Origin of the sequence: Pseudomonas sp. CK-NBRI-02 (assembly GCF_008124495.1) — a bacterium.
GTDB lineage: Bacteria > Pseudomonadota > Gammaproteobacteria > Pseudomonadales > Pseudomonadaceae > Aquipseudomonas > Aquipseudomonas guariconensis.
On record NZ_VSJH01000012.1, the window covers coordinates 16,535 to 38,247 of the forward strand.

Consider the following 21,713-nt stretch of genomic DNA (forward strand, 5'->3'; position numbering starts at 1 on the left):
GCAAGAGGTTCACTGTCGTGGCTAAAGAAAAATTTGATCGTTCCCTTCCCCACGTTAACGTCGGCACCATCGGCCACGTTGACCACGGTAAGACCACTCTGACTGCAGCTCTGACCCGCGTCTGCTCCGAAGTCTTCGGTTCGGCCGTCGTTGAGTTCGACAAGATCGACTCGGCGCCAGAAGAAAAAGCACGCGGTATCACCATCAACACCGCTCACGTCGAGTACAACTCGAACATTCGTCACTACGCTCACGTTGACTGCCCAGGTCACGCTGACTACGTGAAGAACATGATCACCGGTGCTGCCCAGATGGACGGCGCGATCCTGGTTTGCTCGGCCGCCGATGGTCCGATGCCACAAACCCGTGAGCACATCCTGCTGTCCCGTCAGGTTGGCGTTCCGTACATCGTGGTCTTCCTGAACAAGGCTGACCTGGTAGACGACGCTGAGCTGCTGGAACTGGTCGAGATGGAAGTTCGCGACCTGCTGTCCACCTACGACTTCCCAGGCGACGACACTCCGATCATCATCGGTTCGGCTCGTATGGCTCTGGAAGGCAAAGACGACAACGAAATGGGTACCAGCGCTGTTAAGAAGCTGGTTGAGACTCTGGATGCCTACATCCCTGAGCCAGTTCGTGCCGTTGACCAGCCGTTCCTGATGCCGATCGAAGACGTCTTCTCGATCTCGGGTCGTGGTACCGTTGTTACCGGTCGTATCGAGCGTGGTATCGTCCGCGTTCAGGACGCCCTGGAAATCGTTGGTCTGCGTCCAACCACCACCACCACCTGCACCGGCGTTGAGATGTTCCGCAAGCTGCTGGACGAAGGTCGTGCTGGCGAGAACTGCGGCGTCCTGCTGCGCGGCACCAAGCGTGACGAAGTTGAGCGTGGCCAGGTTCTGGTCAAGCCAGGTTCGGTCAAGCCGCACACCAAGTTCACTGCAGAAGTCTACGTCCTGTCGAAGGAAGAAGGCGGTCGTCACACTCCGTTCTTCAAAGGCTACCGTCCTCAGTTCTACTTCCGTACCACTGACGTGACCGGTAACTGCGAACTGCCGGAAGGCGTTGAAATGGTAATGCCAGGTGACAACATTCAGATGACTGTTACCCTGATCAAGACCATCGCAATGGAAGACGGTCTGCGCTTCGCTATCCGTGAAGGCGGTCGTACCGTCGGCGCCGGCGTCGTAGCCAAAATCATCGAGTAATCACTCGGTCGATTGAAAAAGCCCCCGCTCAGCGGGGGCTTTTTTTATTGGGTTGACACTAAATAGGGGCGTCTATAGAATCACGCCTCCTTTTAACGGGCGTAGTGCGCCCGATGGGAACAGCCTGGAGTCTGAAATCCAATGCAAAATCAGCAAATCCGTATCAGGTTGAAGGCTTTTGACCATCGCCTGATCGACCAATCCACCCAGGAAATCGTGGAAACCGCGAAACGTACTGGTGCACAAGTGCGTGGTCCAATTCCACTGCCAACCCGCAAAGAGCGTTTCACCGTTCTGGTTTCCCCGCACGTCAACAAAGACGCGCGTGACCAGTACGAGATCCGCACTCATAAGCGTGTTCTGGACATCGTCCAGCCAACGGATAAAACCGTTGACGCGCTGATGAAGCTTGACCTTGCGGCAGGCGTGGAAGTACAGATCAGCCTCGGCTAAGACTTCGGTCTGAGTCGTGTAACGCTCTGAAATGGGCGGCCATAGCGGGTGAAAGCCCCGTACACTCATGAGGTTTACAACATGACTATTGGTGTAGTCGGTCGCAAGTGCGGTATGACCCGCATTTTCACCGAAGAAGGTGTCTCCATTCCGGTCACGGTCATCGAGATCGAGCCGAATCGCGTCACCCAGTTCAAAACTGAAGAAACCGATGGCTACCGTGCAGTGCAAGTCACTGTTGGTGAGCGTCGTGCTTCGCGCGTGACCGCCGCTCAGGCAGGTCACTTCGCCAAGGCTAACGTTGCCGCTGGTCGCGGTGTCTGGGAGTTCCGTCTTGAAGAAGGCGATTTCCAGGCTGGCGATCTGATCAAAGCTGAACTCTTCACTGCAGGCCAGCTGGTAGACGTAACCGGTCAGTCCAAAGGTAAAGGCTTCGCCGGTACCATCAAGCGTTGGAACTTCCGTGGTCAAGACAACACCCACGGTAACTCTGTATCGCACCGTGTCCCTGGCTCCATCGGCCAGTGCCAGACTCCTGGTCGTGTATTCAAGGGCAAGAAGATGTCCGGTCACATGGGCGCCGAGCGCGTGACTGTTCAGTCCCTGGAAGTAGTACGCGTAGACGCAGAACGCAACCTGCTGCTGGTCAAGGGTGCCGTTCCAGGCGCTACTGGCGGCGACGTGGTTGTGCGTCCAGCTGTCAAGGCTCGCGGTTAAGGGGAAACTGACATGCAACTTAATGTAAATGACGCTCAGGCGATCGAAGTTTCCGAACTGACTTTCGGTGGCGAATTCAACGAGACGCTGGTACACCAAGCAGTCGTGGCCTACATGGCCGGCGGCCGTCAGGGCACCAAGCAGCAGAAGACCCGTTCCGACGTAGCTGGTGGCGGCAAGCGCCCGTGGCGTCAGAAAGGCACCGGCCGCGCTCGTGCCGGTACCACTCGCGGCCCAATCTGGCGCGGCGGTGGTGTCACCTTCGCAGCTCGTCCGCAGGACCACTCGCAGAAGCTCAACAAGAAGATGTATCGCGCAGCCCTGCGCTCCATCCTCTCCGAGCTGGTACGTAGCGAGCGTCTGGTCGTAGTTCAGGACTTCGCTGTTGAAGCTCCGAAGACCAAAGACCTGCTGAACAAGCTGAACGGCATGGGTCTGAACGACGTACTGATCGTTTCCGACGCTGTTGATCAGAACCTGTACCTGGCTGCTCGTAACCTGCCGCACGTCGACGTACGTGACGTTCAGGGTTCCGATCCGGTCAGTCTGATCGCATACGAGAAAGTGTTGATCACTGTCTCGGCCGTGAAGAAATTCGAGGAGCTGCTGGGATGAACCAGGAACGCGTATTTAAAGTCCTCCTTGGCCCGCACGTTTCCGAGAAGGCTACCGTTCTGGCTGAGAAGAAAGGCCAGTTCGTATTCAAGGTTGCTACTGACGCAACCAAGCTGGAAATCAAGAAAGCTGTCGAAGGCCTGTTCAACGTAAAAGTTGAAAACGTGTCGACTGTTAACGTTCTGGGTAAAACCAAGCGTACCGCACGTGGTCTGGGCAAGCGTAATGACTGGAAGAAGGCGATCGTCTCCCTTCAGCCAGGCCAAGATCTCGATTTCAGCAGCAGTGCTGAGTAAGGAAGGGGTGCATCATGGCAATCGTTAAATGCAAACCGACTTCCCCTGGCCGCCGTTTCGTGGTCAAGGTGGTCAACAAGGAGCTGCACAAAGGCGCTCCTCACGCACCGCTGATCGAGAAGAAATCGAAGTCTGGTGGTCGTAACAACAATGGCCGCATCACCACTCGTCACGTTGGTGGTGGTCATAAGCAGCATTACCGTCTGGTTGACTTCCGTCGCAACGACAAAGATGGCATCCCAGCCACCGTCGAGCGTATCGAATACGACCCGAACCGTACTGCTCACATCGCCCTGCTGTGCTACGCAGACGGCGAGCGTCGCTACATCATCGCCCCTAAAGGCGTTGTTGCTGGCGACCAGCTGATCGCAGGCGCTCTGGCCCCAATCAAGGCCGGTAACTCCCTGCAACTGCGCAACATCCCAGTAGGTAGCACCATTCACGGCATCGAACTGAAGCCGGGCAAAGGTGCTCAGATCGCTCGTTCCGCTGGTGCTTCGGCTCAGCTGATCGCTCGCGAAGGCGCTTACGTGACCCTGCGTCTGCGCTCTGGTGAAATGCGTAAAGTACTGGCTGAGTGCCGTGCGACCCTGGGCGAAGTCTCGAATTCCGAGCACAGCCTGCGTTCGCTGGGTAAAGCTGGTGCCAAACGCTGGCGCGGCGTTCGCCCAACCGTTCGTGGTGTTGCCATGAACCCGGTTGACCACCCACATGGTGGTGGTGAAGGTCGTACCTCCGGTGGTCGTCATCCGGTATCGCCATGGGGCTTCCCGACCAAGGGTGCGAAGACCCGTGGTAATAAGCGTACCGACAATATGATCGTCCGTCGTCGCAAGTAACTAGAGGGATACGACAGTGCCACGTTCTCTGAAAAAAGGTCCTTTTATCGATCTTCACCTTCTGAAGAAGATCGAAGTGGCGGTGGAGAAGAACGATCGCAAGCCAGTTAAAACCTGGTCGCGCCGTTCGATGATCCTGCCACAAATGGTCGGTCTGACCATCGCGGTACATAACGGTCGCCAGCATGTCCCAGTTCTCGTGAACGAAGACATGGTCGGCCACAAACTGGGCGAGTTCGCCGGTACCCGCACCTATCGCGGGCACGTGGCTGACAAGAAAGCCAAGCGTTAAGGGGTAAGGAAATGGAAGTAGCCGCTAAGTTGTCGGGCGCTCGAATCTCCGCCCAGAAAGCCCGCTTGGTCGCCGACCAGATCCGCGGGAAGAAGGTGGGCGAAGCGCTCAACCTGTTGGCCTTCAGCAGCAAAAAAGCCGCTGAAATCATGAAGAAAGTCCTCGAGTCGGCCGTAGCCAACGCCGAACACAACGAAGGCGCAGACGTTGATGACCTGAAGGTCTCCACCGTCTTCGTCAACGAAGGGCGTTCGCTGAAGCGCATCATGCCGCGTGCCAAAGGCCGCGCTGATCGCATCGTCAAGCGGTCTTGCCATATCACTGTCAAGGTTGCGGACAAGTAACGGAGTCGATCAGATGGGTCAGAAAGTACATCCCACTGGCATTCGCCTGGGAATCGTCAAGGAGCACACCTCCGTCTGGTATGCAGACGGCGCTACTTACGCAGATTACCTGTTGAAGGATCTGAAAACGCGTGAGTACCTCCAGGACAAACTAAAAAGCGCGTCCGTAAGCCGTATCGATATTCATCGTCCGGCCCAAACTGCACGCATCACCATCCACACCGCTCGTCCCGGTATCGTTATCGGCAAGAAGGGTGAGGACGTTGAGAAGCTGCGTCAGGACCTGACCAAGCAGATGGGTGTGCCTGTGCACATCAACATCGAAGAGATCCGCAAGCCGGAACTCGACGCAATGCTGGTTGCCCAGAGCGTAGCTCAGCAGCTGGAGCGCCGCGTAATGTTCCGTCGCGCCATGAAGCGCGCCGTTCAGAACGCCATGCGTATTGGTGCCAAGGGCATCAAGATCCAGGTTAGCGGTCGTCTCGGCGGTGCCGAGATCGCTCGTACTGAGTGGTATCGCGAAGGTCGTGTGCCTCTGCACACCCTGCGTGCCGATATCGACTACAACACCTACGAAGCTCACACCACTTACGGTGTGATCGGTGTGAAGGTTTGGATCTTCAAAGGCGAAGTTATTGGTGGTCGCCAGGAAGAGCTGAAGCCTCAAGCGCCAGCGCCTCGTAAAAAAGCTGCTAAGTAAGGGGTACGCCAAATGTTGCAACCAAAGCGTACAAAATTCCGTAAGCAGATGACCGGCCACAACCGTGGTCTGGCACTGCGCGGTAGCAAGGTCAGCTTCGGCGAATTCGCCCTGAAGGCTGTTGCTCGCGGTCGTCTCACCGCCCGTCAGATCGAGTCGGCACGTCGTGCCCTGACCCGTCACGTAAAACGTGGCGGCAAGATCTGGATCCGCGTCTTCCCGGACAAGCCGGTTACCAAGAAGCCTCTCGAGGTTCGTATGGGTAAAGGTAAGGGTTCCGTGGAATACTGGGTTGCCCAGATTCAGCCAGGCAAAGTCCTGTACGAGATCGAGGGTGTTTCTGAAGAGCTGGCGCGCGAGGCCTTCGCCCTGGCTGCTGCAAAGCTGCCACTCGCCACCTCCTTTGTTAAGCGGACGGTGATGTGATGAAAGCGAATGAACTTCGTGAAAAATCGGCACAGCAACTGAATGAGCAACTGCTCGGCTTGCTGCGCGACCAGTTCAATCTGCGTATGCAGAAGGCAACTGGCCAGTTGGGGCAGTCGCACCTGCTCTCGCAAGTTAAGCGTGACATCGCTCGCGTGAAAACTGTGCTCAACCAGCAGGCAGGTAAGTGATCATGGCTGAAGCTGAAAAAACCGTCCGTACGCTGACTGGCCGTGTCGTCAGCGACAAAATGGACAAGACCATCACCGTTCTGATCGAGCGTCGCGTCAAGCACCCGATCTACGGTAAATACGTTAAGCGTTCGACTAAGCTGCACGCGCACGACGAGACTAACCAGTGCAAGATCGGCGACAAGGTTTCCATTCGTGAAACCCGTCCGCTGGCCAAGACCAAGTCCTGGGCACTGGTTGAAGTCATCGAACGCGCTGTTGAAGTCTAAGGGCGAAGGGTCGGAGAAATTTTATGATTCAGACTCAATCCATGCTCGATGTGGCCGATAACAGCGGCGCTCGTCGCGTCATGTGCATCAAGGTGCTCGGCGGTTCCCACCGCCGTTACGCCGGTATCGGTGACATCATCAAAGTTACCGTCAAGGAAGCAATTCCTCGCGGTAAGGTCAAAAAAGGCCAGGTGATGACTGCCGTTGTCGTTCGTACCCGTCATGGTGTACGTCGCGCTGACGGTTCCATCATTCGTTTCGACGGCAACGCTGCTGTTCTGCTGAACACCAAGCAAGAGCCGATCGGCACTCGCATCTTCGGGCCAGTGACCCGTGAACTTCGTACCGAGAAGTTCATGAAGATCGTCTCGCTCGCCCCTGAAGTGCTCTAAGGAGATCCGACATGCAAAAGATTCGTCGTGACGACGAGATCATCGTGATCGCCGGCAAGGACAAAGGTAAGCGCGGTAAGGTGCTGAAGGTTCTCGCTGACAACCGTCTGGTTGTTGGTGGTGTCAACCTGGTCAAGCGTCATACCAAGCCTAACCCAATGGCGGGCGTCCAGGGCGGTATCGTCGAGAAAGAAGCGCCTCTGCACGCTTCCAACGTTGCCATTTTCAATGGTGAAACCAACAAGGCTGACCGCGTTGGCTTCAAGGTTGAAGACGGCAAGAAAATTCGTGTCTTCAAGTCGACCCAGAAAGCGGTTGATGCTTGAACACTGCTAGGTAGAAGACAATGGCACGACTGAAAGAGATTTACCGGAACGAAATCGCTCCCAAGCTTAAGGAAGAACTTAAGCTGGCGAACGTGATGGAAGTTCCTCGCGTAACCAAGATCACCCTGAACATGGGTCTGGGCGAAGCGGTCGGTGACAAGAAAGTCATCGAGAACGCCGTTGCCGACCTGGAAAAGATCACCGGCCAAAAAGCCGTTGTGACTTTCGCTCGCAAGTCGATTGCGGGCTTCAAGGTTCGTGAAGGTTGGCCGATTGGCGTCAAGGTAACCCTGCGCCGTGATCGTATGTACGAATTCCTGGACCGCCTGCTGGCGATCTCCCTGCCTCGGGTTCGCGACTTCCGCGGCCTGAATGCCAAGTCCTTCGACGGTCGTGGCAACTACAGCATGGGCGTGAAAGAGCAGATCATCTTCCCGGAAATCGACTACGACAAGATCGATGCTCTGCGCGGTCTGGACATCACCCTGACCACCACTGCTCGTACGGATGACGAAGGTCGCGCTCTGCTGCGTGCTTTCAAATTCCCGTTCCGCAACTGATTGGAGTAGGAAAATGGCCAAGAAGAGCATGAAGAACCGCGAGCTGAAGCGTCAGCTCACGGTAGCCAAGTACGCTAAGAAGCGTGCTGAGCTGAAAGCGACCATCGTCAACCTGAACGCCTCTCCTGAAGAGCGTTTCGCTGCCGTAGTCGCTCTGCAGAAGCAGCCACGCGACGCTAGCGCCTCGCGCCTGCGTAACCGTTGCCGCCTGACCGGTCGTCCTCACGGTGTATACCGTAAGTTCGGCCTGGGCCGTAACATGCTGCGTCAAGCTGCAATGCGTGGCGACGTACCGGGTCTGGTCAAGGCCTCCTGGTAATCGCTGCAGGTGTAGAACCGGCGGAAGGGGAGCGATCTTCCGACCGTCGGTAACTTCGCCAACGAACAAGCCCCTTCATGGGGCTTGTTTCGTTTCTGCCTTGTGTCTAGAATGACCGGCTCACCTGAGCCTGGGTTTTTTACCCTGCCCGCTCGGGTGGTTGTGATAGCCGCAAGGCTAATAATTCTTGTATCAGGAGCATCTAGCCCATGAGTATGCAGGACCCGTTAGCGGACATGCTAACTCGCATCCGTAATGCCCAGATGGCTGAAAAGTCCGTCGTAAGCATGCCTTCCTCCACCCTGAAGGTCGCGGTTGCCAAAGTTCTGAAGGACGAAGGTTACATCGCTGGCTACCAGGTAACTGGTGAGGCCAAGCCTTCCCTGTCGATCGAACTGAAGTACTTCGAAGGCCGTCCGGTCATCGAGGAACTGAAGCGCTCCAGCCGTCCAGGCCTGCGCCAGTACAAGTCCGTCGCAGACCTGCCGAAAGTACGTGGCGGCCTGGGCGTGTCTATCGTCTCCACCAACAAAGGTGTGATGACTGATCGCGCTGCGCGCGCTGCCGGTGTCGGCGGCGAAGTTCTGTGCACAGTGTTCTAAGGGGAGATAGGCATGTCTCGCGTCGCTAAGAACCCCGTTAAGCTGCCAGCTGGCGTCGAAGTCAAATTCGCCGGCCAACAGCTTTCGGTTAAGGGTGCCAAAGGCACTCTCGAACTGAACGTTCACTCGTCTGTTGAAGTTACCGAAGAGTCTGGTGAGCTGCGTTTCGCCGCTCGCAACGGTGACCAGCAAGCCCGCGCCATGGCCGGTACCACCCGTGCTCTGGTCAACAACATGGTTCAGGGCGTAAGCCAAGGCTTCGAGCGTAAGCTCCAGCTGATCGGTGTTGGTTACAAAGCACAGGCCAAGGGCTCCGTCCTGAACCTGGCTCTGGGCTTCTCGCACCCAGTGGACTACGAACTGCCAGCCGGCATCACCGCTGAAACTCCCAGCCAGACCGACATCCTGATCAAGGGTATCGACAAGCAGCTGGTTGGTCAGGTGGCCGCTGAAATCCGCGACTTCCGTCCGCCAGAGCCTTACAAAGGCAAGGGTGTGCGTTACGCGGACGAAGTAGTCCGTCGTAAAGAAGCCAAGAAGAAGTAGGGCCTAGCAAATGACCGACAAAAAAGTTACTCGACTGCGTCGCGCTCGCAAAGCACGCCTGAAAATGCACGAGCTCGAAGCCGTGCGTCTCTGCGTGTTCCGCTCCTCGCAGCACATCTACGCCCAGGTCATTTCGGCCGACGGCAGCAAGGTTCTGGCAAGCGCCTCTACCTTGGACAAAGAACTGCGTGATGGCGCCACCGGCAACATCGACGCGGCCACTAAGGTTGGCAAGCTGGTAGCTGAGCGCGCGAAAGCCGCCGGCGTCTCTCAAGTTGCTTTCGACCGTTCTGGCTTCAAGTACCACGGCCGCGTCAAGGCGCTGGCTGATGCTGCTCGTGAAGGCGGGCTGGAGTTCTAAGTTATGGCAAATAACGACCAAAAGCGCGACGAAGGCTACATCGAGAAGCTGGTTCAAGTTAACCGCGTTGCAAAAACCGTCAAAGGCGGCCGTATCTTCACCTTCACCGCGCTGACCGTGGTAGGTGATGGCAAGGGCCGTGTCGGCTTCGGCCGTGGCAAGTCGCGCGAAGTACCTGCTGCGATTCAGAAAGCCATGGAAGCTGCCCGTCGCAACATGATCCAGGTTGACCTGAAGGGCACTACCCTGCAGTACGCCACCAAGGCCGCCCACGGCGCCTCGAAGGTTTACATGCAGCCTGCCTCGGAAGGTACCGGTATCATCGCCGGCGGCGCAATGCGTGCTGTCCTGGAAGTTGCTGGTGTCCAGAACGTTCTGGCCAAGTGCTACGGTTCGACCAACCCAGTGAACGTGGTTTACGCCACCTTCAAGGGTCTGAAAGCCATGCAATCTCCTGAGTCCATTGCTGCCAAGCGCGGCAAGAGCGTTGAGGAGATCATCTGATCATGGCAACCGTAAAAGTAACGCTGATCAAAAGCACCGCCGGCCGCCTGCCTAACCACAAACTGTGCGTTAAGGGTCTGGGTCTGCGTCGCATCGGTCACACTGTAGAAGTCCAAGACACTCCCGAAAACCGCGGGATGATCAACAAGGCTTACTACATGCTGCGCGTCGAGGGTTAATCGATGAAACTCAATGATCTGAGTCCAGCGCCGGGTTCCCGTCGCGAGAAGCATCGTCCGGGTCGTGGTATCGGTAGCGGTTTGGGCAAGACCGGTGGCCGCGGCCACAAAGGTCAAACCTCCCGTTCCGGTGGTTCGATCGCTCCGGGCTTCGAAGGCGGTCAACAGCCGCTGCACCGTCGTCTGCCGAAGTTCGGCTTCGTTTCCCTGAAAGCTATGGATCGCGCTGAAGTGCGTCTGTCCGAGCTGGCCAAGGTGGAAGGCGACGTGATCTCCGTGCAATCCCTGAAGGATGCCAACGTGATCGGCCAGAACGTACAGCGTGTGAAAATCATGCTGTCGGGCGAAGTCACTCGCGCAGTCACCATCAAGGGTATCGCAGCCACCAAGGGTGCGCGTGCGGCTATCGAAGCAGCTGGCGGCAAGTTCGAGGAATAAATGGCTAAGCAAGGTGCTCTCTCTTCGCTCGGTAAGGGCGGGATGTCGGAACTCTGGGCTCGTCTGCGCTTTCTGTTCATGGCGATCATCGTCTATCGAATTGGCGCGCATATCCCGGTGCCTGGCATCAATCCGGACCGTCTGGCGGATCTGTTTCGGCAGAATGAGGGGACCATTCTTAGCTTGTTCAACATGTTTTCCGGTGGTGCGCTGGAGCGCATGAGCATCTTTGCACTGGGGATCATGCCGTACATTTCGGCATCGATCATCATGCAGCTCATGACCGCGGTCAGCCCACAACTGGAGCAGTTGAAGAAGGAAGGTGAAGCTGGCCGTCGCAAGATCAGCCAGTACACCCGCTACGGCACCGTTATCCTGGCACTGGTTCAAGCCATTGGCATGTCCATCGGCTTGGCCAACCAGGGCGTGGCGTTTTCTGCAGGCCTGAGCTTCTATGTTGTCGCCGTTGCCACCTTCGTGGCCGGCGCGATGTTCATGATGTGGCTGGGCGAGCAGATCACCGAGCGCGGTGTGGGCAACGGTATCTCGATGTTGATCTTCGCAGGTATCGTTGCCGGTCTTCCGAGAGCAATCGGGCAGTCTTTCGAGTCTGCGCGTACAGGCGATATCAACATCTTCGCCCTGGTCGCTATCGGTTTGCTGGCAGTAGCGATTATCGGCTTCGTGGTGTTCATTGAGCGTGGTCAGCGTCGTATCGCCGTTCACTACGCCAAGCGTCAGCAGGGCCGTAAGGTCTTTGCTGCGCAGACTAGCCACTTGCCGCTCAAGGTGAACATGGCGGGGGTTATCCCGGCTATTTTCGCCAGCAGCATTTTGCTGTTCCCGGCTTCGCTGGGTGCCTGGTTCGGTCAGTCCGAAGGTATGGGCTGGCTGCAAGACATCTCGCAGTCGATCGCTCCTGGTCAGCCGTTGAACATTCTGCTGTTTAGTGCAGGGATCATTTTCTTCTGCTTCTTCTACACAGCATTGATGTTCAATCCGAAAGACGTAGCGGAAAACCTGAAGAAGTCCGGTGCCTTTATTCCGGGTATCCGTCCTGGTGAGCAGTCGGCGCGCTATATCGATGGCGTTCTGACTCGTTTGACCATGTTCGGTGCTCTTTACATGATGGCCGTCTGCCTTCTGCCCCAGTTCCTGGTGGTGGCAGCAAACGTGCCGTTCTACCTTGGCGGGACCTCGTTGCTGATTGTGGTAGTGGTTGTGATGGACTTCATGTCCCAAGTACAATCGCACCTCGTTTCGCACCAGTACGAATCCCTGATGAAGAAAGCCAACCTGAAAGGCTACGGTGGCAGCGGCCTGCTGCGCTGATAGTCCCCTAAGGTTCGAGGAGTCGGTAATGAAAGTTCGTGCATCGGTGAAAAAGCTGTGCCGCAACTGCAAGATCATTCGTCGCGAAGGTATCGTGCGCGTGATCTGCAGCGCGGAACCGCGTCACAAGCAGCGCCAAGGCTGAGTGTGATCCGCGCTTCAAACCCAGCAGCTAGTGTGCTGCTGGGTTGATTATTCGTTTCTACAGCGATATTATCTCGCGCCCTATTTCTTGGCTTCCGGGGCGTAGGTAGCTGTCAATTGGAGTCCCACTGAATGGCCCGTATTGCAGGCGTCAACATTCCAGATAACAAGCACACTGTTATCTCGCTGACCTACATCTATGGTGTCGGTCGCACAACTGCACAGAAGATCTGTGCAGACGCTGGTGTAAATCCAGCCGCTAAGATCAAGGATCTGAGCGACGAGCAAATCGAAACCCTGCGTGGCGAAGTCGCGAAGTTCACCACCGAAGGTGACCTGCGCCGTGACATCAACATGAAGATCAAGCGCTTGATGGACCTGGGTTGCTACCGCGGCCTGCGTCATCGTAAAGGTCTGCCGGTTCGCGGTCAGCGCACCAAGACCAACGCACGCACCCGTAAGGGCCCGCGTAAGCCGATCCGCAAGTAATCGCCCAGGAATATAGACATGGCAAAACCTGCTGCTCGTCCTCGTAAGAAAGTCAAAAAGACAGTGGTTGATGGCATCGCCCACATCCATGCGTCTTTCAACAACACCATCGTGACCATCACCGACCGTCAGGGCAACGCACTGTCCTGGGCTACTTCCGGTGGTTCGGGTTTCCGTGGTTCGCGCAAATCCACCCCGTTCGCAGCCCAGATCGCTGCTGAGCGTGCTGGTCAAGCTGCGCTGGAATATGGCCTGAAGAACCTCGACGTCAACGTCAAGGGTCCAGGTCCAGGTCGTGAGTCCGCCGTTCGTGCACTGAACAGCTGCGGCTACAAGATCGCCAGCATCACCGACGTGACGCCAATCCCGCACAACGGGTGCCGTCCGCCGAAGAAGCGTCGCGTGTAATCAGGAGACAGATAAATGGCACGTTACATTGGTCCAAAATGCAAACTGTCTCGTCGTGAAGGCACCGACCTGTTCCTGAAGAGCGGCGTTCGCGCTCTGGAATCGAAGTGCAACATCGAAGCAGCCCCAGGTATCCACGGTCAGCGCCGTGGCCGTCAGTCCGACTACGGTACCCAGCTGCGCGAGAAGCAAAAAGTTCGTCGTATCTACGGTGTACTGGAGCGTCAGTTCCGCGGTTACTACCAGACTGCTGCCTCGAAAAAAGGCGCCACCGGTGAAAACCTGCTGCAACTGCTCGAGTGCCGTCTGGACAACGTTGTCTACCGTATGGGCTTCGGTTCCACTCGTTCGGAATCGCGTCAGCTGGTTTCGCACAAGGCAATCAGCGTCAACGGCAAGACCGTAAACATTCCATCCTACCAAGTTCGTCCGGGTGACGTGGTCGCGGTTCGCGAGAAGTCGCAGAACCAGCTGCGCATTGTTCAAGCCCTTGAACTGTGCGCCCAGCGTGGCCGCGTTGAGTGGGTTGACGTGGATGCTGCCAAGAAGTCGGGCGTTTTCAAGAACGTTCCTGCTCGCAGCGACCTGTCCGCCGACATCAACGAAAACCTGATTGTCGAGCTCTACTCCAAGTAAGGGCTAGAAAATAGGTGCATCCATGCAGATTTCGGTAAATGAGTTCCTGACACCCCGCCACATTGATGTGCAGGTTGTCAGTCCGACCCGCGCCAAGATCACGCTCGAGCCTCTCGAGCGTGGTTTCGGCCATACCCTGGGCAACGCGCTGCGCCGCATCCTGTTGTCCTCCATGCCTGGCTGTGCAGTAGTCGAGGCCGAGATCGATGGCGTACTCCACGAGTACTCCGCGATCGAAGGTGTACAGGAAGATGTCATTGAAATCCTGTTGAACCTCAAAGGCCTGGCTATCAAGCTGCACGGTCGTGACGAAGTTACGCTGACCTTGTCGAAAAAGGGTTCGGGGGTGGTTACCGCTGCCGATATTCAGCTGGATCACGATGTCGAGATCGTCAATCCCGATCACGTAATCGCGAACCTGGCGTCCAACGGCGCCCTGAACATGAAGCTCACCGTAGCTCGTGGTCGCGGTTACGAGCCGGCCGACTCCCGTCAGACCGACGAAGACGAAAGCCGCAGCATCGGCCGTCTGCAGTTGGACGCTTCGTTCAGCCCGGTGCGTCGTATCGCCTATGTGGTCGAGAACGCCCGTGTTGAGCAGCGTACCAACCTGGACAAGCTGGTCATCGATCTGGAAACCAACGGCACCCTGGACCCTGAAGAGGCTATCCGCCGCGCCGCGACCATCCTGCAACAGCAGCTGGCCGCGTTCGTCGACCTCAAAGGTGACAGCGAGCCTGTTGTAGTCGAGCAGGAAGACGAGATCGATCCGATCCTGCTGCGTCCGGTTGACGATCTGGAACTGACCGTACGTTCGGCCAACTGCCTCAAGGCGGAGAACATCTACTACATCGGCGACCTGATTCAGCGTACCGAAGTAGAGCTGTTGAAGACTCCTAACCTGGGCAAGAAGTCCCTGACTGAAATCAAGGACGTCCTGGCCTCTCGTGGTCTGTCTCTCGGCATGCGCCTCGACAACTGGCCGCCTGCAAGTCTTAAGAAAGACGACAAGGCGACCGCCTGATCGTCGTAATCACCGAACGTAGTGTTTGGTAAGGAATGAATCATGCGTCATCGTAAAAGTGGACGTCACCTGAGCCGTACCAGCTCTCACCGCAAGGCTATGTTCCAGAACATGGCAGTGTCGTTGATCGAGCACGAGCTGATCAAAACCACCCTGCCGAAAGCCAAGGAACTGCGCCGCGTTGCCGAGCCGCTGATCACCCTGGCCAAGGAAGACAGCGTCGCCAACCGCCGTCTGGCTTTCGACCGTACCCGTTCGAAAGCTGCCGTTGGCAAGCTGTTCAACGATCTGGGCAAGCGCTACGCCACCCGTCAGGGCGGCTACCTGCGTATCCTGAAGTGCGGTTTCCGCGCTGGCGACAACGCGCCTATGGCGTACGTCGAGCTGGTTGATCGTCCGGTCGGTGGTGCTGTAGAAGCCGCCGAGTAAGACGTCAGTCTGCTACAAGAAACCGGGCCTAGTGCCCGGTTTTTTGTGCTTGCGAGGATTATCAATTTCTATTGATGTGAATCAATCAATGAATTAGTTCTTGTAACCAGGGTTGCCCATACTTGTCAGCACGCCGATCAGCGGCAGCTAAAAACTGATAAGGAGAGCCCATGAGCAAGATTCTCACCACCGCCAGCGGTGCCCCAGTAGCAGACAACCAGAATTCCCGTTCGGCCGGGCCGCGCGGCCCGCTGTTGCTCGATGATTTCCATCTGATCGAGAAACTCGCCCACTTCAACCGGGAGAACATCCCGGAACGCCGTGTACACGCCAAGGGCTCTGGCGCATACGGTACCTTCACTGTCACCCGCGATATCACCCAATACACCAGCGCCAAGCTATTCGAGCGTATCGGCAAGGAAACAGAGACCTTCCTGCGTTTCTCCACCGTAGGCGGAGAGCGCGGCTCTGCGGACACCGAGCGTGATCCGCGTGGCTTTGCAGTGAAGTTCTATACCGAGGAAGGCAATTGGGACATCGTTGGCAACAACACACCTGTATTCTTCATTCGCGATCCGCTGAAATTCCCGGACTTCATCCATACCCAAAAGCGGCACCCGCAGTCCAATTTGAAGAATGCCCAAATGATGTGGGACTTCTGGTCTCATTCGCCGGAGGCGCTGCACCAGGTCACCATTCTGTTCTCTGATCGAGGCATTCCGGATGGCTACCGCCACATGCACGGCTTTGGCAGTCATACCTACAGCCTGATCAACGCCAAGGGCGAGCGCACTTGGGTCAAGTGGCACTTCAAGACCCAGCAAGGCATCAAGAACCTGTCGCCCGTCGAGGCCGCCCGTTTGGCAGGTACAGACCCGGACTACGCTCAGCGTGACCTGTTCGAGGCCATCGAGCGTGGTGATTACCCGCGCTGGACTGTATGCATCCAAGTGATGAGCGAGGCAGAGGCAGCAGCTCGGGAGGAAAACCCCTTTGATGTGACCAAGACTTGGTCGCAGAAGGAATACCCGTTGATCGAAGTTGGTGTGTTGGAGCTCAACCGTAACCCGCTCAACTATTTCGCTGAAGTCGAGCAGGCCGCCTTTGGCCCGAGCAACATGGTCCCAGGTGTGGGCCTCTCGCCGGATCGGATGCTGCAAGGGCGCGTGTTCGCCTATGCCGATGCGCACCGCTATCGCGTTGGCACCAACCATCAGCAGCTGCCAGTCAATGCGCCGCGCTGCCCTGTGCACAGCTACCAGCGCGATGGCGCGATGGCCTTCGGTAACTATGGCAGTGCGCCGAACTACGAGCCCAACAGCTACAGTGATGCGCCCAAACAGTCGTCGCGTCACGCCGAGCCGGCACTGGCCCTGCAGGGCGCCGCTGATCGCTATGATCACCGTGAAGACACGGACTACTACAGTCACGCCGGTGCACTGTTCCGCTTGATGAGTGACGAGCAAAAGGCACTGCTCATCAGCAATATCGCCGGGGCGATGGCGGGGGTTAGCGATGATGTAGTGCAACGTCAGTTGCAGTACTTCTTCAAGGCGGATCCTGCCTATGGCGAGGGCGTTGCAAAGGCTCTGGGCGTCAATCTCGCCTAAGTCGAAGTGATAAGAAGAACCGCCCTCATTTGGGCGGTTTTTCAATGAATATCACTACTGTTTAACCGATTTTTTGCTTCTAATTGCGCCTTTGTCCGTGACCGTAGACAAATCCTGGTTCAAACTATGAGCCATAAGCCGTTTTCACAGGGAGAAGCAGGGCGATGCAAGGTCACCCGGATGTAATCAACTACCTCGTCACGTTGCTGAAGGGCGAACTGGCAGCACGCGATCAATACTTCATCCATTCTCGCATGTATGAAGATTGGGGCCTGACCAAGCTCTACGAGCGTATCAACCACGAGATGGAAGAGGAGACGCAGCACGCCGATGCTCTGATGCGTCGGATCCTCATGCTCGAAGGTACGCCCGACATGCGCGCCGACGATCTGGAGGTCGGCAGCACCGTGCCGGAGATGATCGAGGCCGATTTGAAGCTCGAGTACAAGGTGCGTGCCGCACTGTGCAAAGGCATCGAATTGTGCGAGCTGCACAAGGACTACATCAGTCGCGACATTCTGCGTGCGCAACTGGCCGATACTGAAGAAGATCACACCTATTGGCTGGAGAAACAGCAAGGCCTGATCAAAGCGATCGGCCTGGAGAACTACCTGCAGTCGCAGATGTAATGCCCCACGCCTTCCGCGAGGAGGTGGCGCCAAGCAAAGCCCCTGGCATCAACATGCCAGGGGCTTTTTTCATCACACTCGGTCACGCTCCAGCAGCGGCTTGAGGTAATGGCCGGTATAGGACTGTTTCATCTCGGCCAGTTCTTCAGGCGTACCGCAGGCGATGATTTGCCCGCCCTTCGAGCCTCCCTCCGGACCAAGGTCCACAAGCCAGTCGGCGGTCTTGATCACATCCAGGTTGTGCTCGATCACCACCACGGTGTTGCCGTGATCGCGCAAGCGGTGCAGCACATCGAGCAGTTGCTGGATGTCAGCGAAGTGCAGGCCCGTGGTCGGCTCGTCGAGGATGTAGAGCGTCTTGCCGGTGTCGCGCTTGGACAGCTCTCGGGACAGCTTGACCCGCTGCGCTTCGCCGCCGGATAGCGTTGTAGCCGATTGCCCGAGCTTGATGTAGGAAAGCCCGACATCCATCAGCGTTTGCAGCTTGCGCGCCAGGGCGGGGACCGCGTCGAAGAATTCACGGGCGTCCTCGATGGTCATTTCCAGGACCTCGTGGATGTTCTTGCCCTTGTACTTGATCTCCAGCGTCTCGCGGTTGTAGCGCTTGCTCTTGCACACATCGCACGGCACATAGATGTCCGGCAGGAAATGCATTTCCACCTTGATCAGACCATCGCCCTGGCAGGCTTCGCAGCGACCACCCTTGACGTTGAACGAGAAGCGCCCTGGGCCATAGCCGCGGGCGCGCGACTCCGGCACGCCGGCGAACAGCTCGCGGATCGGGGTGAAGATACCGGTGTAGGTCGCCGGGTTGGAGCGCGGCGTGCGGCCGATGGGGCTCTGGTCGATATCGACCACCTTGTCCAGGTGTTGCAGGCCGTCGAGGCTGGTATGAGCAGCCGCTTCCAGGCTGCTGGCGCCATTGAGGGCCGTGGCCGCCAGTGGGAACAGAGTATTGTTGATCAGTGTCGATTTGCCCGAGCCGGAAACCCCGGTGACGCAGGTCAGCAGGCCGATCGGCACTTCGAGATCAACGTTTTGCAGGTTGTTCCCGCGGGCGCCTTTGAGCTTGAGGGCAAGCTTCTTGTCGCGGGGGGTGCGCTTGGCCGGCACGACGATTTTCTTGCGCCCGGACAGGTATTTGCCTGTGAGCGAGTCGGGGTGAGCCATGACTTCCTCAGGCGAGCCTTCCGCGACGATCTTCCCTCCGTGCACGCCCGCGCCAGGGCCGATGTCCACCACATAGTCGGCTAGACGGATCGCGTCCTCGTCGTGCTCCACCACAATCACGGTATTGCCAAGGTCCCGCAGGTGATTGAGGGTCGCCAGCAAGCGGTCGTTGTCGCGCTGGTGCAGGCCAATGGAGGGTTCGTCGAGAATGTACATCACCCCCACCAGGCCAGCGCCGATCTGGCTGGCCAGGCGGATGCGCTGGGCTTCGCCGCCGGAGAGGGTCTCGGCGCTGCGGTCCAAGGTGAGGTAGTCGAGGCCGACGTTGACCAGGAACTGCAGTCGCTCGCAAATCTCCTTGAGGATCTTCGCCGCGATTTCGCCGCGTCGGCCTGTCAGGGTGAGGTCGCTGAAGTAGTCGCTGGCTTCGCCGATCGGTAGGTTGGTGACGGCCGGCAAGGTCTTCTCGCCCACCCACACGTGACGCGCTTCACGACGCAGGCGGGTGCCGCGGCAGTCCGGGCAGGGTTGGGTGCCCAGATACTTGGCCAGCTCTTCGCGCACAGTGGCTGATTCGGTCTCGCGGTAACGCCGCTCCAGGTTGGGCACGATGCCCTCGAACGGGTGCGAGCGCTTGACGATGTCGCCACGGTCGTTGAGGTACTTGAAGTCGACGCTTTGCTTACCACTGCCGTGCAGAATGACTTTCTGGTGCTCGGCCGACAGCTCACCGAATGGCAGTTCGAGACTGAAACCGTAGTGTGCCGCCAGGGAGCCGAGCATTTGGAAGTAATAGACGTTGCGCCGATCCCAGCCACGAATAGCGCCCTCGGCCAGGGTCAGTTCAGTGTTGACCAGGCGCTTGGTGTCGAAGAACTGCTTGACCCCCAGGCCGTCGCAGGTCGGGCAAGCGCCGGCCGGGTTGTTGAAGGAGAACAGCTTCGGCTCGAGCTCGCTGATGGCATGCCCGCACACCGGGCAGGCGAAGCGCGCGGAGAAGATCATCTCTTCTCCGGTCTCGTCGTCCATCGGCGCTACCAAGGCGATGCCGTCGGCCAGCTTCAAGGCCGTTTCGAACGACTCCGCCAGGCGCTGCTGCAAGTCTTCGCGGACCTTGAAGCGGTCCACCACCACATCGATGCTGTGCTTTTTCTGTTTATCCAGCTTGGGCAGCTCGTCCAGCTCGTAGAGCTTGCCGTTGACTCGGGCGCGCACGAACCCCTGGGCGCGCAGTTCGTCGAACACCGCCAGATGCTCGCCCTTGCGTTCGCGCACTACCGGCGCCAGCAGCATCAGTTTGGTGCCTTCCGGGCGCTCGAGCACCAGGTCGACCATCTGGCTGATCGTTTGCGCCTCCAGCGGAATGTCATGGTCCGGGCAGCGTGGCGTGCCGACGCGGGCATAGAGCAGGCGCAGGTAATCGTAGATCTCGGTGATGGTGCCGACAGTGGAGCGTGGGTTGTGGGAGGTCGACTTCTGTTCGATGGAGATGGCCGGCGACAGGCCTTCGATGGTATCGACGTCAGGTTTTTCCATCATCGACAGGAACTGCCGGGCATAGGCCGACAGGGATTCCACATAGCGCCGCTGGCCCTCGGCGTAGAGGGTATCGAACGCCAGGGACGACTTGCCGGAGCCGGACAAGCCGGTGATCACGATCAGCTTGTCCCGGGGCAGGGTCAGGTCGATGTTCTTCAGGTTGTGGGTACGTGCCCCACGAATCAGGATCTTGTCCACTGCGGCCTCGCTCGGCGGGCATAAACAAGGGAGTATAAGGCGCGCTGCCAGTACGCGGCAAAGCGTCGCGTAGATGCTGTTACGCTGTCGGACTGATAGAATCGCCGCCGGTTCACACGAGGTTATTCCATGCACGACACGCACAACGAGCGCATGAGTGGCAGCGAAACCCGCGCTGCTGGCGGCCTGGCCCTGGTCTTTGCCTTTCGTATGCTGGGCATGTTCATGGTCCTGCCGGTGCTGGCGACCTACGGCATGGACCTGGCCGGTGCCACGCCGGCGCTGATTGGCCTGGCCATCGGGGCCTATGGCCTGACTCAGGCTGTCTTGCAGATCCCGTTCGGGATGATTTCCGACCGCATCGGCCGCCGTCCGGTCATTTACCTCGGATTGGTGGTGTTCGCGCTCGGCAGTTTGCTGGCGGCCCAGGCGGACTCCATCTGGGGCGTGATCGCCGGTCGCATCCTGCAAGGTGCCGGGGCGATTTCGGCCGCCGTCATGGCGCTGTTGTCCGACCTGACCCGTGAACAGCACCGCACCAAAGCAATGGCCATGATCGGCATGAGCATCGGCCTGTCGTTCGCGGTTGCCATGGTCGTCGGCCCGTTGCTGACTCGTGCCTTCGGCCTGTCAGGATTGTTCCTTGCCACGGCAGGACTTGCCCTGGTGGGTATCGTGCTCATCGCCTTCGTCGTGCCTAGCGCACACAGTGCCCTGCAGCACCGAGAGTCGGGCGTGGCCCGCAAGGCGCTCGGCCCGACGCTGCGTCATCCGGACCTTCTGCGCCTGGATGTGAGCATCTTCATCCTCCACGCCATCCTCATGGCCAGCTTCGTCGCGCTGCCCTTGGCCTTCGTCGAGCGTGGCGGCCTGCCGAAAGAGCAGCATTGGTGGGTGTACCTGACCGCGTTGCTCGTTTCATTTTTTGCAATGATCCCCTTCATCATCTATGGCGAGAAGAAGCGCAAGATGAAACGGGTGTTGCTCGGCGCGGTCAGTGTGCTGCTGATGGTCGAGGTGTTCTTCTGGCAGTGGGCTGACAACTTGCGCGGACTGGTGATCGGCACCGTGGTATTCTTTACGGCATTCAACCTGCTGGAGGCATCGCTGCCTTCGCTGGTGAGCAAAGTGTCGCCCGCAGGCGGCAAAGGGACGGCCATGGGGGTATATTCCACCAGTCAGTTCCTAGGCGCCGCACTGGGAGGAATCATCGGTGGCTGGTTGTTCCAGCACGGTGGTCTGGGCATGGTGTTCCTCGGTTGCGCAGGGCTGTGCGCCATCTGGTTGGCCACGGCATTGAGCATGAACGAGCCGCCGTATGTAACCAGCCTGCGCATGCCGCTGTCGCCTGAAGGTGTCCGGGAAGCCGGGCTGACCGAGCGCCTGCTGGCTGTGCCGGGTGTGACCGACGCCGTAGTGGTGGCGGAAGAAGCCGCCGTCTATATCAAACTGGATACGAAAATTTTGGACCGTGCGACCCTTGAGCGTCTGGTGAACCCAGCGTCTTCGGCGTGCGAAGCCTAGG

General features: G+C 58.0%; 33 protein-coding genes. 32 read left to right on the top strand and 1 reads right to left on the bottom strand.

Annotated elements, in window-relative coordinates:
* Nucleotides 1–17 precede the first annotated feature (17 nt).
* From tuf to bfr, 31 genes are all read left to right on the top strand, one after another.
* Complete coding sequence (gene tuf / locus DQ397_RS10550) at nucleotides 18–1,211, top strand: elongation factor Tu (protein WP_099593972.1); 1,194 nt, start codon at nucleotides 18–20, stop codon at nucleotides 1,209–1,211.
* 141 nt (nucleotides 1,212–1,352) lie between these two features.
* Nucleotides 1,353–1,664: a 30S ribosomal protein S10 gene (gene rpsJ / locus DQ397_RS10555; RefSeq protein ID WP_003186070.1), complete on the top strand. Its 312-nt coding sequence runs from the start codon at nucleotides 1,353–1,355 to the stop codon at nucleotides 1,662–1,664.
* 81 nt (nucleotides 1,665–1,745) lie between these two features.
* Nucleotides 1,746–2,381, top strand: a complete 636-nt coding sequence (rplC, locus tag DQ397_RS10560; RefSeq protein WP_043210317.1) for a 50S ribosomal protein L3 — start codon at nucleotides 1,746–1,748, stop codon at nucleotides 2,379–2,381.
* A gap of 12 nt (nucleotides 2,382–2,393) precedes the next feature.
* Nucleotides 2,394–2,996, top strand: coding sequence for a 50S ribosomal protein L4 (gene rplD / locus DQ397_RS10565; protein ID WP_043210315.1), 603 nt, complete (start codon nucleotides 2,394–2,396; stop codon nucleotides 2,994–2,996).
* The gene (rplW, locus tag DQ397_RS10570) at nucleotides 2,993–3,292 is read left to right on the top strand and encodes a 50S ribosomal protein L23 (protein ID WP_003255484.1); all 300 of its coding nucleotides are present in this window, start codon (nucleotides 2,993–2,995) and stop codon (nucleotides 3,290–3,292) included. Before rplD ends, rplW begins: the two co-directional genes overlap by 4 nt.
* A gap of 14 nt (nucleotides 3,293–3,306) precedes the next feature.
* Complete coding sequence (gene rplB / locus DQ397_RS10575; RefSeq protein WP_043210313.1) at nucleotides 3,307–4,131, top strand: 50S ribosomal protein L2; 825 nt, start codon at nucleotides 3,307–3,309, stop codon at nucleotides 4,129–4,131.
* A 16-nt stretch (nucleotides 4,132–4,147) separates the two neighbouring features.
* Nucleotides 4,148–4,423 carry a 30S ribosomal protein S19 gene (gene rpsS, locus DQ397_RS10580; protein WP_010486981.1) on the top strand — a complete coding sequence of 92 codons (276 nt, stop codon included), beginning with the start codon at nucleotides 4,148–4,150 and terminating at the stop codon, nucleotides 4,421–4,423.
* 11 nt (nucleotides 4,424–4,434) lie between these two features.
* Nucleotides 4,435–4,767, top strand: coding sequence for a 50S ribosomal protein L22 (rplV, locus tag DQ397_RS10585; protein ID WP_003103908.1), 333 nt, complete (start codon nucleotides 4,435–4,437; stop codon nucleotides 4,765–4,767).
* 13 nt (nucleotides 4,768–4,780) lie between these two features.
* Nucleotides 4,781–5,467, top strand: a complete 687-nt coding sequence (gene rpsC, locus DQ397_RS10590) for a 30S ribosomal protein S3 (RefSeq protein ID WP_003255481.1) — start codon at nucleotides 4,781–4,783, stop codon at nucleotides 5,465–5,467.
* Between the two features lie 12 nt (nucleotides 5,468–5,479).
* Complete coding sequence (rplP, locus tag DQ397_RS10595; RefSeq protein ID WP_009397508.1) at nucleotides 5,480–5,893, top strand: 50S ribosomal protein L16; 414 nt, start codon at nucleotides 5,480–5,482, stop codon at nucleotides 5,891–5,893.
* A complete protein-coding gene (gene rpmC, locus DQ397_RS10600; RefSeq protein WP_002555481.1) occupies nucleotides 5,893–6,084 on the top strand; it encodes a 50S ribosomal protein L29 in 192 nt (63 codons plus the stop codon). The genes rplP and rpmC overlap by 1 nt, the downstream gene beginning before the upstream one ends.
* 2 nt (nucleotides 6,085–6,086) lie before the next feature.
* On the top strand, nucleotides 6,087–6,353 hold the full coding sequence (gene rpsQ / locus DQ397_RS10605) for a 30S ribosomal protein S17 (RefSeq protein ID WP_043210310.1): 267 nt from the start codon (nucleotides 6,087–6,089) through the stop codon (nucleotides 6,351–6,353).
* 23 nt (nucleotides 6,354–6,376) lie between these two features.
* Complete coding sequence (rplN, locus tag DQ397_RS10610; RefSeq protein WP_008089810.1) at nucleotides 6,377–6,745, top strand: 50S ribosomal protein L14; 369 nt, start codon at nucleotides 6,377–6,379, stop codon at nucleotides 6,743–6,745.
* Between the two features lie 11 nt (nucleotides 6,746–6,756).
* Nucleotides 6,757–7,071, top strand: a complete 315-nt coding sequence (rplX, locus tag DQ397_RS10615) for a 50S ribosomal protein L24 (protein WP_013970637.1) — start codon at nucleotides 6,757–6,759, stop codon at nucleotides 7,069–7,071.
* A gap of 20 nt (nucleotides 7,072–7,091) precedes the next feature.
* Nucleotides 7,092–7,631, top strand: a complete 540-nt coding sequence (gene rplE / locus DQ397_RS10620) for a 50S ribosomal protein L5 (RefSeq protein ID WP_043210306.1) — start codon at nucleotides 7,092–7,094, stop codon at nucleotides 7,629–7,631.
* A 13-nt stretch (nucleotides 7,632–7,644) separates the two neighbouring features.
* Complete coding sequence (rpsN, locus tag DQ397_RS10625; RefSeq protein ID WP_013970638.1) at nucleotides 7,645–7,950, top strand: 30S ribosomal protein S14; 306 nt, start codon at nucleotides 7,645–7,647, stop codon at nucleotides 7,948–7,950.
* A 209-nt stretch (nucleotides 7,951–8,159) separates the two neighbouring features.
* Nucleotides 8,160–8,552 carry a 30S ribosomal protein S8 gene (gene rpsH / locus DQ397_RS10630; protein ID WP_043210304.1) on the top strand — a complete coding sequence of 131 codons (393 nt, stop codon included), beginning with the start codon at nucleotides 8,160–8,162 and terminating at the stop codon, nucleotides 8,550–8,552.
* A 12-nt stretch (nucleotides 8,553–8,564) separates the two neighbouring features.
* Nucleotides 8,565–9,098, top strand: coding sequence for a 50S ribosomal protein L6 (gene rplF / locus DQ397_RS10635; protein WP_043210302.1), 534 nt, complete (start codon nucleotides 8,565–8,567; stop codon nucleotides 9,096–9,098).
* A 10-nt stretch (nucleotides 9,099–9,108) separates the two neighbouring features.
* The gene (gene rplR / locus DQ397_RS10640; protein WP_011531893.1) at nucleotides 9,109–9,459 is read left to right on the top strand and encodes a 50S ribosomal protein L18; all 351 of its coding nucleotides are present in this window, start codon (nucleotides 9,109–9,111) and stop codon (nucleotides 9,457–9,459) included.
* A 3-nt stretch (nucleotides 9,460–9,462) separates the two neighbouring features.
* Entirely contained in the window at nucleotides 9,463–9,963 is a 501-nt protein-coding gene (rpsE, locus tag DQ397_RS10645; RefSeq protein WP_023382626.1) for a 30S ribosomal protein S5, read from the top strand.
* 2 nt (nucleotides 9,964–9,965) lie between these two features.
* Nucleotides 9,966–10,142 (top strand): 50S ribosomal protein L30, encoded by a 177-nt coding sequence (gene rpmD, locus DQ397_RS10650; protein ID WP_009397493.1) that lies wholly within the window; start codon nucleotides 9,966–9,968, stop codon nucleotides 10,140–10,142.
* A gap of 3 nt (nucleotides 10,143–10,145) precedes the next feature.
* Nucleotides 10,146–10,580: a 50S ribosomal protein L15 gene (gene rplO / locus DQ397_RS10655; RefSeq protein WP_003257107.1), complete on the top strand. Its 435-nt coding sequence runs from the start codon at nucleotides 10,146–10,148 to the stop codon at nucleotides 10,578–10,580.
* Nucleotides 10,581–11,912 carry a preprotein translocase subunit SecY gene (secY, locus tag DQ397_RS10660; RefSeq protein WP_043210294.1) on the top strand — a complete coding sequence of 444 codons (1,332 nt, stop codon included), beginning with the start codon at nucleotides 10,581–10,583 and terminating at the stop codon, nucleotides 11,910–11,912.
* 28 nt (nucleotides 11,913–11,940) lie between these two features.
* The gene (gene rpmJ, locus DQ397_RS10665; RefSeq protein ID WP_011531897.1) at nucleotides 11,941–12,057 is read left to right on the top strand and encodes a 50S ribosomal protein L36; all 117 of its coding nucleotides are present in this window, start codon (nucleotides 11,941–11,943) and stop codon (nucleotides 12,055–12,057) included.
* 131 nt (nucleotides 12,058–12,188) lie between these two features.
* The gene (gene rpsM / locus DQ397_RS10670; RefSeq protein WP_003255457.1) at nucleotides 12,189–12,545 is read left to right on the top strand and encodes a 30S ribosomal protein S13; all 357 of its coding nucleotides are present in this window, start codon (nucleotides 12,189–12,191) and stop codon (nucleotides 12,543–12,545) included.
* 18 nt (nucleotides 12,546–12,563) lie between these two features.
* Entirely contained in the window at nucleotides 12,564–12,953 is a 390-nt protein-coding gene (rpsK, locus tag DQ397_RS10675) for a 30S ribosomal protein S11 (protein ID WP_003255454.1), read from the top strand.
* A 15-nt stretch (nucleotides 12,954–12,968) separates the two neighbouring features.
* Nucleotides 12,969–13,589, top strand: coding sequence for a 30S ribosomal protein S4 (gene rpsD, locus DQ397_RS10680; protein ID WP_043210292.1), 621 nt, complete (start codon nucleotides 12,969–12,971; stop codon nucleotides 13,587–13,589).
* Between the two features lie 22 nt (nucleotides 13,590–13,611).
* Entirely contained in the window at nucleotides 13,612–14,613 is a 1,002-nt protein-coding gene (gene rpoA, locus DQ397_RS10685) for a DNA-directed RNA polymerase subunit alpha (protein WP_003255452.1), read from the top strand.
* Between the two features lie 42 nt (nucleotides 14,614–14,655).
* The gene (rplQ, locus tag DQ397_RS10690; RefSeq protein WP_043210290.1) at nucleotides 14,656–15,042 is read left to right on the top strand and encodes a 50S ribosomal protein L17; all 387 of its coding nucleotides are present in this window, start codon (nucleotides 14,656–14,658) and stop codon (nucleotides 15,040–15,042) included.
* Nucleotides 15,043–15,212: 170 nt separating this feature from the next.
* A complete protein-coding gene (locus DQ397_RS10695) occupies nucleotides 15,213–16,652 on the top strand; it encodes a catalase (protein ID WP_043210287.1) in 1,440 nt (479 codons plus the stop codon).
* Between the two features lie 164 nt (nucleotides 16,653–16,816).
* On the top strand, nucleotides 16,817–17,281 hold the full coding sequence (bfr, locus tag DQ397_RS10700; protein ID WP_028690240.1) for a bacterioferritin: 465 nt from the start codon (nucleotides 16,817–16,819) through the stop codon (nucleotides 17,279–17,281).
* Between the two features lie 72 nt (nucleotides 17,282–17,353).
* Here bfr and uvrA read toward each other — a convergent pair whose 3' ends face one another.
* Nucleotides 17,354–20,188, bottom strand: coding sequence for an excinuclease ABC subunit UvrA (gene uvrA / locus DQ397_RS10705; RefSeq protein ID WP_043210283.1), 2,835 nt, complete (start codon nucleotides 20,186–20,188; stop codon nucleotides 17,354–17,356).
* A gap of 129 nt (nucleotides 20,189–20,317) precedes the next feature.
* On the opposite strand from uvrA, the gene DQ397_RS10710 reads away from it, so the two are divergent.
* Entirely contained in the window at nucleotides 20,318–21,712 is a 1,395-nt protein-coding gene (locus tag DQ397_RS10710) for an MFS transporter (RefSeq protein ID WP_043210280.1), read from the top strand.
* The last annotated feature ends 1 nt before the right edge of the window (nucleotide 21,713 follow it).

Coding starts and splice junctions, on each gene's coding strand:
- rplR (WP_011531893.1), top strand. CDS start 9,109: ATGACCGACAAAAAAGTTACTCGACTGCGTCGCGCTCGCAAAGCACGC.
- rplD (WP_043210315.1), top strand. CDS start 2,394: ATGCAACTTAATGTAAATGACGCTCAGGCGATCGAAGTTTCCGAACTG.
- bfr (WP_028690240.1), top strand. CDS start 16,817: ATGCAAGGTCACCCGGATGTAATCAACTACCTCGTCACGTTGCTGAAG.
- rplW (WP_003255484.1), top strand. CDS start 2,993: ATGAACCAGGAACGCGTATTTAAAGTCCTCCTTGGCCCGCACGTTTCC.
- rplP (WP_009397508.1), top strand. CDS start 5,480: ATGTTGCAACCAAAGCGTACAAAATTCCGTAAGCAGATGACCGGCCAC.
- rpsJ (WP_003186070.1), top strand. CDS start 1,353: ATGCAAAATCAGCAAATCCGTATCAGGTTGAAGGCTTTTGACCATCGC.
- rpmD (WP_009397493.1), top strand. CDS start 9,966: ATGGCAACCGTAAAAGTAACGCTGATCAAAAGCACCGCCGGCCGCCTG.
- rplC (WP_043210317.1), top strand. CDS start 1,746: ATGACTATTGGTGTAGTCGGTCGCAAGTGCGGTATGACCCGCATTTTC.
- rplX (WP_013970637.1), top strand. CDS start 6,757: ATGCAAAAGATTCGTCGTGACGACGAGATCATCGTGATCGCCGGCAAG.
- rpsC (WP_003255481.1), top strand. CDS start 4,781: ATGGGTCAGAAAGTACATCCCACTGGCATTCGCCTGGGAATCGTCAAG.
- rpsH (WP_043210304.1), top strand. CDS start 8,160: ATGAGTATGCAGGACCCGTTAGCGGACATGCTAACTCGCATCCGTAAT.
- rpsD (WP_043210292.1), top strand. CDS start 12,969: ATGGCACGTTACATTGGTCCAAAATGCAAACTGTCTCGTCGTGAAGGC.
- rpoA (WP_003255452.1), top strand. CDS start 13,612: ATGCAGATTTCGGTAAATGAGTTCCTGACACCCCGCCACATTGATGTG.
- secY (WP_043210294.1), top strand. CDS start 10,581: ATGGCTAAGCAAGGTGCTCTCTCTTCGCTCGGTAAGGGCGGGATGTCG.
- rplO (WP_003257107.1), top strand. CDS start 10,146: ATGAAACTCAATGATCTGAGTCCAGCGCCGGGTTCCCGTCGCGAGAAG.
- rplN (WP_008089810.1), top strand. CDS start 6,377: ATGATTCAGACTCAATCCATGCTCGATGTGGCCGATAACAGCGGCGCT.
- rpsQ (WP_043210310.1), top strand. CDS start 6,087: ATGGCTGAAGCTGAAAAAACCGTCCGTACGCTGACTGGCCGTGTCGTC.
- rpsE (WP_023382626.1), top strand. CDS start 9,463: ATGGCAAATAACGACCAAAAGCGCGACGAAGGCTACATCGAGAAGCTG.
- rpmC (WP_002555481.1), top strand. CDS start 5,893: ATGAAAGCGAATGAACTTCGTGAAAAATCGGCACAGCAACTGAATGAG.
- rplE (WP_043210306.1), top strand. CDS start 7,092: ATGGCACGACTGAAAGAGATTTACCGGAACGAAATCGCTCCCAAGCTT.
- rpsK (WP_003255454.1), top strand. CDS start 12,564: ATGGCAAAACCTGCTGCTCGTCCTCGTAAGAAAGTCAAAAAGACAGTG.
- rpsM (WP_003255457.1), top strand. CDS start 12,189: ATGGCCCGTATTGCAGGCGTCAACATTCCAGATAACAAGCACACTGTT.
- rplV (WP_003103908.1), top strand. CDS start 4,435: ATGGAAGTAGCCGCTAAGTTGTCGGGCGCTCGAATCTCCGCCCAGAAA.
- rplB (WP_043210313.1), top strand. CDS start 3,307: ATGGCAATCGTTAAATGCAAACCGACTTCCCCTGGCCGCCGTTTCGTG.
- rpmJ (WP_011531897.1), top strand. CDS start 11,941: ATGAAAGTTCGTGCATCGGTGAAAAAGCTGTGCCGCAACTGCAAGATC.
- DQ397_RS10695 (WP_043210287.1), top strand. CDS start 15,213: ATGAGCAAGATTCTCACCACCGCCAGCGGTGCCCCAGTAGCAGACAAC.
- DQ397_RS10710 (WP_043210280.1), top strand. CDS start 20,318: ATGCACGACACGCACAACGAGCGCATGAGTGGCAGCGAAACCCGCGCT.
- rplF (WP_043210302.1), top strand. CDS start 8,565: ATGTCTCGCGTCGCTAAGAACCCCGTTAAGCTGCCAGCTGGCGTCGAA.
- rpsN (WP_013970638.1), top strand. CDS start 7,645: ATGGCCAAGAAGAGCATGAAGAACCGCGAGCTGAAGCGTCAGCTCACG.
- rplQ (WP_043210290.1), top strand. CDS start 14,656: ATGCGTCATCGTAAAAGTGGACGTCACCTGAGCCGTACCAGCTCTCAC.